General features: G+C 50.9%; 15 protein-coding genes and 1 pseudogene. 15 read left to right on the top strand and 1 reads right to left on the bottom strand.

The genetic code is table 11. From position 1 onward, the window contains the following. The 7 genes and pseudogenes from CPT76_RS07845 to CPT76_RS07875 all read left to right on the top strand — a co-directional run. A partial coding sequence (locus tag CPT76_RS07845; RefSeq protein ID WP_181152733.1) for a hypothetical protein occupies nt 1-665 on the top strand: 665 nt, incomplete at its 5' end. Between the two features lie 58 nt (nt 666-723). Next, complete coding sequence (locus CPT76_RS07850; RefSeq protein ID WP_105442514.1) at nt 724-1,251, top strand: YEATS-associated helix-containing protein; 528 nt, start codon at nt 724-726, stop codon at nt 1,249-1,251. Nucleotides 1,252-1,390: 139 nt separating this feature from the next. Then, entirely contained in the window at nt 1,391-2,011 is a 621-nt protein-coding gene (locus CPT76_RS07855; RefSeq protein ID WP_105442515.1) for a hypothetical protein, read from the top strand. Between the two features lie 176 nt (nt 2,012-2,187). Continuing rightward, nucleotides 2,188-4,896: a winged helix-turn-helix domain-containing protein gene (locus tag CPT76_RS07860; RefSeq protein WP_105442516.1), complete on the top strand. Its 2,709-nt coding sequence runs from the start codon at nt 2,188-2,190 to the stop codon at nt 4,894-4,896. 231 nt (nt 4,897-5,127) lie between these two features. Further along, entirely contained in the window at nt 5,128-5,418 is a 291-nt protein-coding gene (locus tag CPT76_RS07865) for a hypothetical protein (protein ID WP_105442517.1), read from the top strand. A 64-nt stretch (nt 5,419-5,482) separates the two neighbouring features. After that, complete coding sequence (locus CPT76_RS07870) at nt 5,483-6,175, top strand: hypothetical protein (RefSeq protein ID WP_181152734.1); 693 nt, start codon at nt 5,483-5,485, stop codon at nt 6,173-6,175. Next, nucleotides 6,156-7,064 (top strand): annotated as a pseudogene (locus tag CPT76_RS07875) (NAD(P)-dependent alcohol dehydrogenase). Before CPT76_RS07870 ends, CPT76_RS07875 begins: the two are co-directional and overlap by 20 nt. 19 nt (nt 7,065-7,083) lie before the next feature. Here CPT76_RS07875 and CPT76_RS07880 read toward each other — a convergent pair. Beyond that, complete coding sequence (locus CPT76_RS07880; protein ID WP_105442518.1) at nt 7,084-7,923, bottom strand: helix-turn-helix transcriptional regulator; 840 nt, start codon at nt 7,921-7,923, stop codon at nt 7,084-7,086. 138 nt (nt 7,924-8,061) lie between these two features. On the opposite strand from CPT76_RS07880, the gene CPT76_RS07885 reads away from it, so the two are divergent. The 8 genes from CPT76_RS07885 to CPT76_RS39145 all read left to right on the top strand — a co-directional run. After that, nucleotides 8,062-10,080 (top strand): beta-galactosidase, encoded by a 2,019-nt coding sequence (locus CPT76_RS07885; protein ID WP_181152735.1) that lies wholly within the window; start codon nt 8,062-8,064, stop codon nt 10,078-10,080. A gap of 114 nt (nt 10,081-10,194) precedes the next feature. Then, nucleotides 10,195-10,377 (top strand): DUF2524 domain-containing protein, encoded by a 183-nt coding sequence (locus CPT76_RS07890; protein ID WP_076164415.1) that lies wholly within the window; start codon nt 10,195-10,197, stop codon nt 10,375-10,377. Between the two features lie 280 nt (nt 10,378-10,657). Next, nucleotides 10,658-10,810: a DUF418 domain-containing protein gene (locus CPT76_RS07895; RefSeq protein WP_105442520.1), complete on the top strand. Its 153-nt coding sequence runs from the start codon at nt 10,658-10,660 to the stop codon at nt 10,808-10,810. Nucleotides 10,811-10,870: 60 nt separating this feature from the next. Then, nucleotides 10,871-12,379, top strand: coding sequence for a serine hydrolase domain-containing protein (locus CPT76_RS07900; protein ID WP_258168187.1), 1,509 nt, complete (start codon nt 10,871-10,873; stop codon nt 12,377-12,379). A gap of 60 nt (nt 12,380-12,439) precedes the next feature. After that, complete coding sequence (locus CPT76_RS07905) at nt 12,440-12,790, top strand: MmcQ/YjbR family DNA-binding protein (RefSeq protein ID WP_105442521.1); 351 nt, start codon at nt 12,440-12,442, stop codon at nt 12,788-12,790. Nucleotides 12,791-12,922: 132 nt separating this feature from the next. Next, nucleotides 12,923-13,051: a DUF6254 family protein gene (locus CPT76_RS38280; RefSeq protein ID WP_219845392.1), complete on the top strand. Its 129-nt coding sequence runs from the start codon at nt 12,923-12,925 to the stop codon at nt 13,049-13,051. Nucleotides 13,052-13,306: 255 nt separating this feature from the next. Next, on the top strand, nt 13,307-13,663 hold the full coding sequence (locus CPT76_RS07910; RefSeq protein WP_258168188.1) for a MarR family winged helix-turn-helix transcriptional regulator: 357 nt from the start codon (nt 13,307-13,309) through the stop codon (nt 13,661-13,663). A gap of 70 nt (nt 13,664-13,733) precedes the next feature. Next, nucleotides 13,734-13,961, top strand: a 228-nt coding sequence (locus CPT76_RS39145; RefSeq protein WP_258168189.1) for a hypothetical protein, incomplete at its 3' end; no start/stop codon positions are given.

Here is a 13,961-nt window from a genome sequence, read left to right on the forward strand (position 1 = left end):
TTAAAACGAGCGAGCTTAAAGACGTCCGGCAATGGCTTATCAAGCAAAATGACATCGCTACGAAGAACGGAGGTCCGCTGTTCGCAGAGCAGGCAAACGTACAAATCGCATTAAATGATCAGCAGCAGACCGAAAGGGACAGCTCATGGAAATTCAGCGCCAACGTGGGCATCCCTATCGACTGGTTCTGGCTTGGCGGAAGCACCAATGATTCCGGATCCACACAGTTTAAAGAGGATTATTCTTACGATATTCTGATCACGTATCAAGATGTGATTACCGTGAATATCAACCCGGGGGATTGGTTCTTCGAAGGACTGCTGTCCACGTATAAGGATTACACCAACTGGCCGCAGGGCAGCATGTTTGCAGGTAAACCGCTCTGGGGCGAATCCGGACTCATGAATGTTGTTGTCAAGGGAGTCGTCCTAGGATACGCGCCTTACTTGAGATTCTCATCCAAAGACTGGACCAACACAACGACGCAAACCCAATGGTCCGCCAAAGCAACGTTTGGCATCGGCCCGTTCAACTTCGAGTCGGCGTCCGCTTCCGGTTCCGACTACAGCTCGATGACGACCCAGCTCCAGGACGGTTTCGAAGTTCGCGATACGAGCGGAATTCCGAAAATCATTGGTTTAATTGTGGATACCCCCAATGGATGATCCATCCACTCCGATACATGCTTCCTTAGCTTCATCCCCAATGCTGGATTCAGCCCCTATGGCCGTTCAGCAGCCGTCTTCCCAAGAGGCGGCTGCTCCCCAGCCAACGAAGGAGCCGCTCTGGCTGATCAATGTCGATGCGGCGTTTAAGGTCGGCTGTCTCGTGGCATTGCTGCTGATCTTGTGGTATTTGGCACGCCTTGTCTTTTTTCAGGCGCTGTCGGAAGGAGAGATTTATTTTCTGACCATGACGCTGTGCGGGTCCGTAGGAGGTGTAACCAGCTTTCTGCTGGTTAAAAACACGGATACCGACACCGGGATGCACTTTAGGGACAACAAGTCGTTCTACCTGCTGGTCACCGCGGTGTTCTGCGGAAATATTGCTTCCTTTTCCGTACCGCTGCTGCTGAATTTCATTCAATTGGAGAATGTGATCAGCACGCAGGTACCGCAAATATTTGTATTCATCGGGGTGTGCCTGATCGCAAGTACGTTTTCCGCACGGATTATAGACAGCATTTCATCCCGGATCATTAAATTGAATGAACATTCAACGATTAATATCAATAATGATAAGCAAGGGTAAAGCGTTAAGTAATAGGAGAGTGCTGGCATGCTGCGGCGCTCTTCTTTTTTTGTCTGCCGTCAACATCACAGCGGATTCTAATCGGTTTTTAATCTTGTTCTTTTATAGTGAAGTCAAAACTCTATGAAAGGTGCAGCCCATGAAAACAAAAAAGGTTTGGATCCCTGCTATCATAGCAGCTGTTGCTGCCGTCCTGCTCTTAGCTTACTATTTCTATATTTCTTCTTTTCACAGTAATGGTGATCACCTCTTAACGTCCCCGGAAGGACTTGGGTTGAGCGTGCATTCACACGCAGAAGAGCCGCCTGAAGGAGGCGCTGAAATTTTTAAATTCCTGGGAACGCTCGCCGTGTTCCTCGGTGCGGCTAGCTTCTCTTGGGTCTGGTTTAAAAAGAAAATGAAATCGCCTTCGATGCTGGTGCGAAAAACCGGAAAATTGCTGTACGGCGTGCACAAGCTTTTGGGTTGGATAACCTTAACGCTCGTCACGATTCACGGTTTATATTTTTTGATAACCAAGCCAGATGATCATAAAATATTTGCCGGGCTTTCCGCATTCACGATCTTATTGATGATCGCCGGTTACGGCTTCTTCATAAAAAGAATTCGTAACAAGAGGATGCGCATGGTGCATCGTTATCTCGGCATTCTGTGGGCTCCAGTGCTGCTTCTGCACGCCGGCGGATCAGCCATCGTTGCAATCATTACAACGCTTGCAGTATGGGCAGTGATACGAATGCTGGAAAGAATGCAGCGGTAAGCGGTCATCGTCATAGAAACATTCACTGAAGATGTAAAAGCAGCCGTCTATTCGTTTAAATTTTAGTGGTGGAAACATCCGATTAAAGATATCATGATGGATATAAATCATAGAATGGGGTTATCTCGGATGCGGATTGATATGAGCAAAAATGGGTTTAACGAGGGATTATATCCATGAATATTCCGGAACTTCCTGTATTATCTACTAAACTATACATCCCGCAGCCACGAACGAGGCTCGTCTCTAGGCCGCGTCTGATTGAGCGGCTGAAGGCGGGGATGGGGCGCAAGTTGACCTTAATTTCTGCTTCCGCCGGCTTTGGCAAGACGACACTGATCAGCGAATGGGCTGCCGGTTGTGAACGGCCTGTCGCTTGGGTGTCTTTAGACGAAAGGGATAAGGATCGTCTGCGTCTGCTTACGCTCCTAGTCGCTGCTTTGCAGACAATAGAGCAGCATTTCGGAGAAGCCGTAATGCGTGCAATCCAATCCCAATCGCCACCGGAAGCCGAAACGATGCTCACAATGCTGCTGAATGAAATTTCATCAATGCCGTTTGAATTCGTCCTTGTGCTGGACGATTATCATGCTGTAGGAGACCGGCAGATCGATCATACCATTGCGTTCCTGGTCGAGCATTTACCGCCGCAAATGCACCTGGTGATCGCGACTCGGGAAAACCCGCAGCTTTCCCTCAGCCGGCTTCGCGCCGGCGGCCATTTAACCGAATTGCGCGACTCGGAGCTGCGCTTTACTGCAAGCGAAGCAGCCGAGTTCCTCAATCAGGTGATGGGGCTGCATCTGTCAGCAGAGGATATTGACGCGCTGGATCATCGTACCGAGGGCTGGATCGCGGGACTGCAGCTCGCGGCTCTATCGATGCAGGGACGTAATGACATTCCCGCTTTTATCCGTTCCTTCGCCGGAGACAACCGGTACATTGTCGACTATCTGGTCGAGGAGGTTCTTCAGCGTCAGCCGGCCGATGTCCGCAATTTCCTGCTTCAGACCTCGATTCTGGATCGGCTGCATGGCCCGCTGTGCGATGCCGTTACCGGCCAGAACGAAGGGGCAGCTCGGCTCCAATCGCTGGAGCAGGGCAGCTTCTTTATCGTGCCCCTGGATGACAGGCGGCAGTGGTATCGCTATCACCATCTCTTTGGTGAAGTGCTGTCCATACATTTAAGAACGGATCAGCCTGACCTCATTCCTGAACTGCATCGGCGTGCGAGTGAGTGGTACGGGCGGCACGGCTCCTACGCCGAAGCAATAGGGCATGCGTTGGCCGCCGAAGACTTCCCGCGAGCAGCGGATCTGATCGAGCAGGCTTGGGCAGCCATGCGCAGGAGCAGGCAGGAATCCGCAGTGCTCGGGTGGATTCAGGCGCTGCCCAAGGAAATCATTCGCCATAGGCCCGTTCTCAGCGTTGAATATGCATGGGCGTTACTTGCCGTCGGCCAGGTCGAAGGGGCAGAGGAACGGCTGCGCGATGCCGAGCGGTGGCTGGAGAATTCCTCATTGGATAGGACGCCGGAAACTTCAGCAACCGATATGTGTTACGTAGACGAGGAGGAATTTCGCCGCCTTCCGGGGACCATTGCCGGATACCGCGCCGCTTATGCCCAGGCCATTGGGGATATACCCGCCGCCATTACATATTCGAAGAGAGTACTTGAACTCGTTCCGGCGGACGATCATCTTCGGCGCGGCGCGGCAGCCGCGCTCCTTGGTCTTGCGGCCTGGACGAGCGGTGATCTTCAGGAGGCGTACCGGATGTTCAGTGAGGGAATGGCGAATGTCCGGCGGGCAGGGAACATCTCGGACGCGATCGGGGGCTCCATCGCTCTGGCCGATATAAACATAGCGTTGGGGCGGCTTCGCCAGGCCATGGATATCTTCCAGAATGGATTACTGCTTGCTGCGGAGATGGGTACTCCTGAAATGCGGGGCACAGCGGATATGTATGTCGGAATGAGCGAGCTAAGCCGGGAGCAGGGAGACTTGAACGCCGCCATGCAGCATCTGCACAGAAGCCAGGAGTTAGGTGAGCAATTGGGACTGCCCCAATATCCATATCGCTGGCGGGTAGCTATGGCGCGGCAATCGCAAGGAGACTTGGATGGCGCGCTTGAACTGCTTCAAGAGGCTGAGCAGCGGTATGTCGGTGATTTTTTTCCAAACGTGCGTCCGGTGTCGGCTTTGAAAGCACGCGTGTGGCTCGCTCTGAATAGATGGAACGAGGCTGCGGAGTGGGTACACGAACAGGGTCTCTCCACATCGGATGACCTGCACTATCTGCGCGAATTTGAGCACATAACCCTGGCCCGGGTACTTTTGCACCGGCATCCAAGTAACCTTGCACATATTCAGGAAACGTTGGGATTCCTGGAACGCCTGTCCCAAGCAGCGGTAGACAGCGGAAGGACGGGGAGTCAAATCGAAATTTTGATCCTTCAAGCCCTTGCTCATCACAGCCAAGGCGACATGTCCTCCGCACTTGCGCCGCTGGAGCGTGCCCTGACACTGGCAGAGCCGGAAAGGTACGTTCGGATTTTTGCAGACGAGGGCCAACCGATGGCCGCTTTGCTGGAAGCAGCATGGAATGGAGGGATCTGTCCAAACTATGTGCGGCTTCTTCTGCTATCCTTTGGCAAGGAGGGGAGCGGATCGGCTGCGAAAAAGGCAGTTGGAGAGCCGCTGAGCGAACGGGAGCGGGACGTGCTGCGTCTGCTCAAAACCGATTTGAGCGGGCCTGAAATCGCACGTGAGCTTCACGTCTCGCTGAATACGCTGCGAACTCATACCAAAAACATTTATGACAAGCTTGAGGTGAACAACCGTCGGGCAGCCGTAAGGCGCGCCGAAGAGCTTGATGACTTGTGACATAGCGATTTTCGTATAGCTCCGGACCTGGAAGAAGGAATAAGCCCAGGATCGGGGCTCTTTTTTATGCCAATTACTTCGAATGAATGTACGGTGACCATTTAAAATCACCACATCTGGTGATGCCGTCTCACCACATGATCTTGTATCTTCAATTTAGGAACGGAGTCGCACGATGAAAGGAGACTGACCACGACATGAAATGGAAAGGAAATTAAGGGAGGCGGTTGAATGAACGAAACACATGATATACCAGATAATCCAAATGAGCCTGAACGGTATGAGATTCGGTTTCAGGGATATCTCGGCGACCGGTGGGCTGACGGGTTCGAGGGACTTCGTCTCAATCAAGAACCAGATGGAACATCCATTTTGACCGGATCCGTGGCCGATCAACCCGCCTTATACGGCTTGCTTAGAAGATTCCGCGATCTCAACCTGCGGCTGATTTCAGTCATCCGGCTAGAACCACAGCCGGAATCACCAACAGAGATTAATAGGACACAAGAAGGCTGTCAGTAAATATACCGGAGTGAACAGAACTTGCTAATCGTCGACAAGAATAAAACAAAGAGGAGAAAACGATATGAACATAACAGCTTATCGCGTCATTCGTTGGAGCGGTTTATCCGCCATCTTGGCGGGCATTCTTTTTATCGTCATCCAGGCAATTCATCCGCCTGAAATTCTATCATCCGTTACCACAAAGGCCTGGGCCATCGTCCATTACATGACTCTCGCGATGTCTCTACTCGGACTGCTCGGCATAACCGGAATTTATACAAGGCAAGTCCATGTAGCCGGGTGGACCGGATTGGCCGGTTTTCTCTTGTTTGGTCTCTTTTGGACAGCTACAACGGCTTTCACTTTTGTTGAAGCTTTTGTTTTACCGGTTATCGCTGCGGATGCACCGAGTTTCGTGGAGGGGTACTTAGGGATTTTTGCCGGATCATCAGCCGTGTCCAACCTTGGGCTCCTGCCTGGAGTAGCACCTGTAGGTGGTGGGTTGTATGTGCTCGGCGGTCTGCTGCTTGGCATAGCTACGTTCCGCGCCGGGATCCTCCCGCGCTGGACAGCTGTTCTGTTGGCTTGCGCCGCTGTGTCGACACTGGCTTCATCACTGCTTCCACACCCGCTGGATCGGGTATTGGCGGTTCCGATGGGAATCGCTCTCGCAGGTATGGGTTATGCGGTTTGGTCAGAACGGAGTCTGGAAGCAGCGCAGGGACAGGTCCGAAACCAACACAGGGGGCGGAAAAATGAGAGCCATCGTGTATGAACAATACGGACCGCCAAATGTGCTTCAGCTCAAGGAAGTGACCAAGCCGGCCCCTAAAGCCGGCGACATATTAATCAAGGTCTATGCTACAACCGCTGCAGCAGGAGATTGGCGATTACGCAGGGCGGACCCTTTTCTGGCAAGACTGTTCAACGGATTGTGGAGACCGAAGCGCATCCGGATTCTCGGATTTGAATTGGCCGGTGTGGTCGAATCCACTGGAACAAGTGTTACCCGCTTCAAGACAGGGGATGCCGTCTACGCAGCCTGTGGCAGCAGTTTTGGTGATGACGTTTGAAGAGGCGGCTGCCGTTCCGGTTGGCGCCCTCACAGCGCTCCAGTTTCTTAGAGCAGGGAAAATAAAAGCGGCATGCGCGTACTCGTATATGGTGCTTCAGGCAGCGTCGGCACGTATGCCGTGCAGCTGGCAAAGCACTTTGGAGCGGAAGTCACCGGAGTATGCAGCGCTTCGAATGCAGAGCTGGTAACGTCAATTGGAGCCGATCGGGTTGTGGATTATACGAAACAGCAGCTGCCTAATGACGGCCCGCCTTACGATATTATTTTCGACACGGTGGGAAAAAGCCCCTTTAGTGCATGCGTCAAGCTTCTGGCACCCAACGGTGTCTACCTTCGGGCTTATCATGTGAACCCGGTGATCATCGTTCGCGGGCTGTGGGCCAGCTTGACGAGCAGCAAGAAGGTGATTGGCGGAAATATGAAGGAAAACGCGAAAGACTTGGCCTTTCTGAAGGATCGGATCGAAGCGGGTCAGCTCCGGGCGGTCATCGACCGTCGTTACCGGCTGGAGCAAGCCGCCGAGGCACATGCCTATGTTGAGCTAGGCCACAAGAAAGGCAACGTAGTTCTAACCGTTTGTGAGGATTGAGACGCCCGTTAATAACGCATCACTTGACGTGAACGCCACGAAGTTCCCGAAACTGCTCTGGCGTCATGCCTTCGTTTTTGCGGAAACGCTGAATAAAGTACGTACTGCTGGCAAAGCCGACCGTCTCCGCGACCTTTTTCACGGTCCAACCGGTTGAAATCAGCAGGGATTTGGATTGAAGAATACGGCATTCGTTCAAAAACTCGATCGGCGTTTTGCCGAACAAACCGTGAAACTGCCTGCTGAAATGGGAGGGACTGTACTCTGCCTGGCTCGCCATTTGCTCGAGCGTAAGAGGCTGATGGCTGTGAGTTCGAATCCACTGAGCCGTCTCCATCAGCTTGGTGCGCATCCCCGGCTGAGGACGTTCTTCCGAGCCGTCTACGTACATGATGAACTCGGCAAGCATTTCGTACAGCATCGCGGACAACCGTGCTTCGCCTTCCTGCAGCGGGTGAAGGCCGGTGGCCAGGAGATCCGACCACAGCCGATCAAGCCGGTCCGCGCCCTCCCACGAAAATACCCATGCCTCCCGTTCACCTCTCCCTTGGAGTAACGTACTAAGACCAGGAGCCGTAAAATGAACCCACCGGATATCCCAAGGCTCGTCTTGATCGGCATAATACCGCTGGGGAACACCGGGGCCGCATAGAAAGCCGGTACCTTGGCCAAGTTCCAGTATGGTTTCACCGACTTGAATGTATCCTTTCCCACCGCGTACGATATGCCAGTTATAGGTGGAGAGTCCGTGCGTCCGGTTTTCACTGTGTGATGGCTCATCTGCATAATGTCCGAACGACTCGGGATAACAAATGAGGTTCGTGAATCGCGGGCTCGGAATGAAGTAATTGATTCTCATATCTCAGCTTCCTTTTTAGCATAATTGTTATACTATAGTATCAAAATCTTACGATTTCAGCCTCATATGATTAATAATATAATGGGTTCAAGAAGATGTTATCAAGCAAAATAATGATACATATTGGAGGAGATGCCCATGTATTTCGGCGTGGATTATTACCCTGAGCATTGGCCCGAAGAACGTTGGGCCGTTGATGCCCGAATGATGCGGGAAGCGAATATCAACATTGTCCGGCTGGCGGAATTCGCCTGGGCCAAACTGGAGCCGGAGGAAGGACGGTACGACTTTGCGTGGCTCGACCATGCCATTGAGGTGCTGGCCAAGGAAGGGATCAAGATCATTTTGGGAACACCGACGGCGGCGGCTCCCAAGTGGCTGATGGACAAATATCCGGATATGTACCCCGTCGATGTTCACGGCTTAACTAAAGGTTTTGGTACACGGAGGCATTATTGCGTTAATCATCCGGTGTATCAGAAGTATTCCGCAAGCATTGCCCGGGTCATGGCCGAGCATTACAAAGACAATGAGCACATCGTTGCTTGGCAGATCGATAACGAATTCGGCGGTCCGTGCTACTGCCAGAGCGATCTGCATGCTTTTCGGATCTGGCTCCGCGAAAAGTACGGCACTGTCGACAAGCTGAACGAAGAGTGGGGAACCGTGTTCTGGAGCCATACTTACCGCAGCTGGGAAGAAATTATGCTTCCTACGTATGCCGCAAGCGACGGCTTCAGCCAGGGCGGTTCCGGCGGATTGATGTCCACCCCATATAACCATAATCCCGGCATGCAGCTCGATTACCGCCGATTCTATTCCGATTCGACGGCCGCCTATCAGCGGCTTCAAATCGAAGAGATTCGTGCATGCACCTCCCTGCCGATCACCCATAACTTGATGGGTCATTTCAGCGAGATCGATTACTTCGACTTAGGCAAGGATCTTGACTTTATCTCTTGGGATAACTATCCGAATAATATGTGGGGCAAATCTTCGCCTCTGACCGTCGCCATGGCCCATGATCTGATGCGCGGCATCAAAAATCAAAACTACTGGATGATGGAACAGCAGAGCGGTCCGTGCGGCTGGCACTCGTTGGGCGATACGCCCGAGCCGGGACAACTTCGTTTATGGACCTATCAGGCGATCGCGCATGGAGCGGATGCCATGGTCTATTTCCGCTGGCGGGCCTGCACGGTCGGCATCGAACAGTATTGGCACGGCATCCTTGATCATGACGGCATCGGCCGGAGAAGGTACCGGGAGATCACCGCGATCGGACATGAACTCAAAGAACTGTCACCCCTGTTCGTAGGGGCCGCCAATAACAATACCGTAGCCCTCATTAAAAGCTATGATCAAGTGTGGAGCCACCGCGCTCAGCCTCATAACCGGAATTTCAGTTATGAAGCTCTGCTGGCAGGCTACTACGATGCAGTTGCCGGGCAGCATGTCGGCGTAGACGTGGTCAGCGTGGAGAATGACTTTACGCCTTACAAGCTTGTTCTGATGCCGGCATTTAATTTGATGACGGAGGAGATCGCAGACAAATGTGAGGCATATGTGGCTGGCGGCGGTTCACTGCTCATCACGTTCCGGTCGGGAACACGTACCTGGAATAACCGGATGACGACTTTGACACTGCCGGGCTTGTTCCGGAGACTGGCAGGCGTTGAACTGGAAGAGTATGACTCGGTTAATTTCGGCCGGACCGTATCCGTGAGCGGAGAGTTCGGGGACGGCACCGCTTCCATGTGGTGCGATGTGCTTAAGCTGGAAGGGGCTGAGAGCCTCGCGGATTATGAGAGCCATTATTACAGCGGAACACCGGCAGTTACTGTTCACACCTATGGTAAAGGGAAGGTTTATTACGTCGGGTGCGACCTGGATGACCGGGCGATGGAGAGCTTGATGAAGCTGGTTCTGGAAAGGGAGGGCGCTGTCCCATCCTTGTCCCAAAATTATGATGGAGTCGAGGCAGTAGAAAGAGAAAAGGATGGCAAAAGCTACTTAATGCTGCTGAATCACCGCAGTGAATCCGTCGATGTAGAACTGGGGGGCACGTATATAAATGCCCTGAGCAAGCAAACCATTGAAGGCCGCATTCTCCTGGAACCATACGCCGTTCATGTGCTTTTAAACCAAGGGATCTAGAGTGTGGTTCGTAAAGGAACATAACCAATTTCTTCGCTGACCCCATTCTGAATAATTTCGGGTGAATCCTCCATAATAGGGAAGTACATCCAAGAGAAAATGGAGGAAAAGCATATGCTCGAAAACCTGGAAAGTAACTATGACTGCAGCAATGCCGGGGAGGACTTGCATCAGCTGAAGCAGGAGCTCGCCTCGCTCCGGGGCATGGGCAAGGAAGACCCCAAGACGCAGGAAGACATTAACCGCCTCGAGAATCAGATCGCATTTATTATGAACAAATGTGACATTAATCATTAGTTTGGCAGCAGCACCCCTAAATCCGGTATGTACCTATACCGAGTCGCGGGGTGCTTTTTTCATGGATTAAGCCATCGGTAAATATATCGTTTGCGGCACCCGGCATTGCCGTGATTAGAGACGGTCGTTCCTATTAGGGATGATCGTCTTTTCATATGAGGAAATGATTCCCTTACTAAAGTGTAAGGCATGTGTAAGGCTTTCTCTATTCAAATCAGTTTCCATTTAGCTTACATTAGCGAGGTGCGACGGTAGACAGCAAGATGAGGAGTGAGGCTGGATGAATCAGGATGAAGGGACAATCATCGCACTTTGCATCTATGCCGTTCAGATTCCGCTCAGTTCCTTTTGGCTCAAACGGTTTCGTATGGGGCCTATGGAATGGCTATGGCGGCTGCTGACTTACGGTAAAAGGATACCCATCAAAAAATAAGTAAATCGCAATCGACTCATGAAGCCAGGCAGATGTCAATGAACTAGGGAGAGAAAAAGAATGAACGCATTGAAATCACGGATCAAAATGGGCTTGTTATTACTTGCAGCCGTTATGACCATCAGCAGTATCGCTCCAGGAATCGTGTGGGCGGAGTCAAACGATAAGATCCAGAAGATCGAACAGTATGTTAAAAACCAGCAAAGCATCAGTAAAATAGCCGGAATCTCTTTGGTGATTGTCGAGAAAGGGGAGACGGTGTATCAAAAAGGCTTTGGATACGCGAACGTAAAGACGAAAACTCCCGTAACTTCCGATACCTTATTTGAAATAGGTTCGACGACCAAAGCTTTTACTGGTTTAGCGATTTTGCTGCTGGAGAAGCAAGGGCTGCTGCATCGGACGGATGATGTTCAAAAATACATCCCATGGTTAGAGTTAACTTATCACGGTGAGCCGCAAAAGATAACGATTAATCAGCTTCTGCATCATACCAGCGGCATCGCCTCCAATACGATCACCCGGATCCCTGAAAGCAAAGCGGACAACGCGCTTGAGCTGACGGTAAAAACATTGCAGGGCCAGACGCTGAACCGAAAGCCGGGAAGTTCCTTTGAATACGCAACGATCAATTACGACTTGCTGGGCCTAATTATCGAAGGGGTCTCCAACATGCCCTATGATCAGTACATGAAGCAGCACATTTTAGATCGGATCGGCATGACTAGCTCGTTCGTGGGTGTACCGTCGACTCAACCAGACCATATGGCTTCCGGCTATAAAATCGGATGGATGAATCATAGGCCATTCACACCTCCGATTTATCGGGGCAACACCCCTGCGGGTTATATCGTCAGCAATACGAATGATATCGCGAAATGGATCAAGCTCCAGCTAAAGAGCGCTCCCGAACAGGTCATCGATCCCAAACTGATTGAGGAGTCGCACAATCCTGACAAGTCGGTAAATCCTTTTGACCAGAATACGTATTATGCCAACGGATGGGCGGTCATGAGCAAAAGCAAGGAAAATGTTATTTTTCATGCCGGTGAGAATCCGTCATTTACGTCGTATTTTATTTTGCAGCCGGATCAACAGCTGGGTGTGGCGATTCTCGCCAATATGAACACGAGCTATACAACGGCAATTGGACAAGGCGTGATGGACTTGTGGAAAGGGCAGGCTCCGGCGGTGAATCATACCGACAGCTATCAACTGCTGGATCGCATCGTGAGTATCTTCGAAATCATCGTCATTTTATTCGGTGTATTATGGATTGTCCTGTCAGCCCGAATCGTTAGAAAGCTAGCCGTTAAACAACGCAGGAGAAGCCCTTTAACCGGAAAAAGAAAGCTGCTGCTGCTCATCCATATTTGTATGGTTGCTGCCGTTCTAATATTTATAAGCATGCTGCCGACCCTCCTGCTCGGAGGATTACCTTGGGCATTCATTCAAGTATGGGCGCCGACGTCTATTCCTTGTTTTTCTGTACAGCGTCATCACGGCTTGCATCCTTTATTTTATCTACGGATTGCTTCTACTCTTCACAAAAAAATGAAAAACCAATAGGGCTGGATTATAATAAATAATCATGTCGAATTACAAAAAATCAAGCAGTGAGGGAAGCAAATGACGATCGACGAAATCATTGAATACTGTCTGTCCTACCCGGCCTGTTATGAAGACCATCCGTTTGGAGCAGAATGGACTGTAATCCGCCATAAAGGGAACAAAAAGAGCTTTGCGCTGATTTTCCATCACAACGATCACTTGTGCGTCAATTTGAAATGCGAACCGAGCCGGTCCGATTTTTTGCGCAGTATGTTCCAAGAAGTGACGCCGGCGTATCACATGAATAAGGAGCACTGGAATACGGTGATCTTGGATGGGGACCTCCAGGATGATGATATCCATGAGATGGTAAAGCACAGCTATGAATTGACGAAGCCCAAGATCCGATTGAGAAAGGCTAAACAATGAAGTGCGATGCATGAACGCCGTCATGGATTGTTCCGGGATTGAGACTGTTTCTTTTCACGAATGAACAAGGCCCTGGAATGACAACATAAGGAAGTGGTATACAACTCACTTTTCCAGAGGAGGATATCTGTCATGGCTCACCAGAAAAGAAGAAATGAAGCAGCCTGGAAGTCACGCAAGCAAGAACAGCATCCCCATGGCAAAATCAAATCGCTGAAGGAATTGTCCAGCGAATATGATGAGGAGCATACTGCGAAGTAGGGAAGAGGAGACTGACGGGCTGATGTCCGGCAGTCTTCCTTTTTGTCTACAATGGCAATAAGGCACTAACGTGTCATAGATCAAAATGTGCATGTCACTTCACATTTCCAGTCTTTACAAGTTGGAGAAAGTGTAATATATTTGTTTGTGCAAACATTAATTTAAACTTTGAATCGAGGCAGCGACATGTTGGACACTTATTTTAAAGAATGCTTATATTTCACAGCCAATCGCCTCAGCAGGATTATTACCAAGATGGCCGAAGATGAATTTGCACCAAGTGGACTAAACCCAACCTCTGCATTTCTGATGCTGACGGTGCTGGAGAAGGACGGCATTTCGCAGAAAGAAATCGGCCAAAGCCTCCATCTTAAGCCTTCCACCATTACGCGGCTCATCGAGAGCCTTCAAGCCAAAGGACTTCTCAGCAGTCGCCAGGACGGCCGAATGTCCTTGATTTACGCAACAGACCGGGGAAGAGAGATTGAGAGTCAAATCCACGAATGTTGGCAAAAGCTGCGGCAGCGTTATAACACGATATTAGACAGCCAGGACGACGAACTCTCGCTTCAGCTGAACGAGGTAAGCAACCGCTTGGAAAATGCCGAATGACATGAGCATTCGGTTTTTCAATCGCACAACGTTTGCTTGTGCAACTAAATAAAATATTGGAGGAGATTGAATGAATCAGCCGGTTCTTATCGTAGGCGGTACGGGGAAAACAGGGCGTCGGGTATCAGAGAAGCTGCTGCAAAAGGGATACCGGTCCGTTCCGGATCACGTTCCGCTGAGCAGCCCTTTGATTGGAGCGATTCGTCCACATGGGAGCCTGTACTGCAAGGGACAAGGGCAGCGTATATTACCTATTATCCGGACTTGGCCGTTCCGGGTGCTGCTCAAGCGATCGGTT

The organism is Paenibacillus sp. AR247 (assembly GCF_002968895.1).
GTDB lineage: Bacteria > Bacillota > Bacilli > Paenibacillales > Paenibacillaceae > Paenibacillus_AQ > Paenibacillus_AQ favisporus.

Bases quoted from the DNA above. Each gene is read 5' to 3' on its own strand.
- CPT76_RS07885 (WP_181152735.1), top strand. From the start codon at position 8,062: ATGTATTTCGGCGTGGATTATTACCCTGAGCATTGGCCCGAAGAACGT.
- CPT76_RS07890 (WP_076164415.1), top strand. From the start codon at position 10,195: ATGCTCGAAAACCTGGAAAGTAACTATGACTGCAGCAATGCCGGGGAG.
- CPT76_RS07900 (WP_258168187.1), top strand. From the start codon at position 10,871: ATGAACGCATTGAAATCACGGATCAAAATGGGCTTGTTATTACTTGCA.
- CPT76_RS07860 (WP_105442516.1), top strand. From the start codon at position 2,188: ATGAATATTCCGGAACTTCCTGTATTATCTACTAAACTATACATCCCG.
- CPT76_RS07905 (WP_105442521.1), top strand. From the start codon at position 12,440: ATGACGATCGACGAAATCATTGAATACTGTCTGTCCTACCCGGCCTGT.
- CPT76_RS07865 (WP_105442517.1), top strand. From the start codon at position 5,128: ATGAACGAAACACATGATATACCAGATAATCCAAATGAGCCTGAACGG.
- CPT76_RS07850 (WP_105442514.1), top strand. From the start codon at position 724: ATGGCCGTTCAGCAGCCGTCTTCCCAAGAGGCGGCTGCTCCCCAGCCA.
- CPT76_RS07855 (WP_105442515.1), top strand. From the start codon at position 1,391: ATGAAAACAAAAAAGGTTTGGATCCCTGCTATCATAGCAGCTGTTGCT.
- CPT76_RS07880 (WP_105442518.1), bottom strand. From the start codon at position 7,923: ATGAGAATCAATTACTTCATTCCGAGCCCGCGATTCACGAACCTCATT.
- CPT76_RS38280 (WP_219845392.1), top strand. From the start codon at position 12,923: ATGGCTCACCAGAAAAGAAGAAATGAAGCAGCCTGGAAGTCACGCAAG.
- CPT76_RS07870 (WP_181152734.1), top strand. From the start codon at position 5,483: ATGAACATAACAGCTTATCGCGTCATTCGTTGGAGCGGTTTATCCGCC.
- CPT76_RS07910 (WP_258168188.1), top strand. From the start codon at position 13,307: ATGGCCGAAGATGAATTTGCACCAAGTGGACTAAACCCAACCTCTGCA.
- CPT76_RS07895 (WP_105442520.1), top strand. From the start codon at position 10,658: ATGAATCAGGATGAAGGGACAATCATCGCACTTTGCATCTATGCCGTT.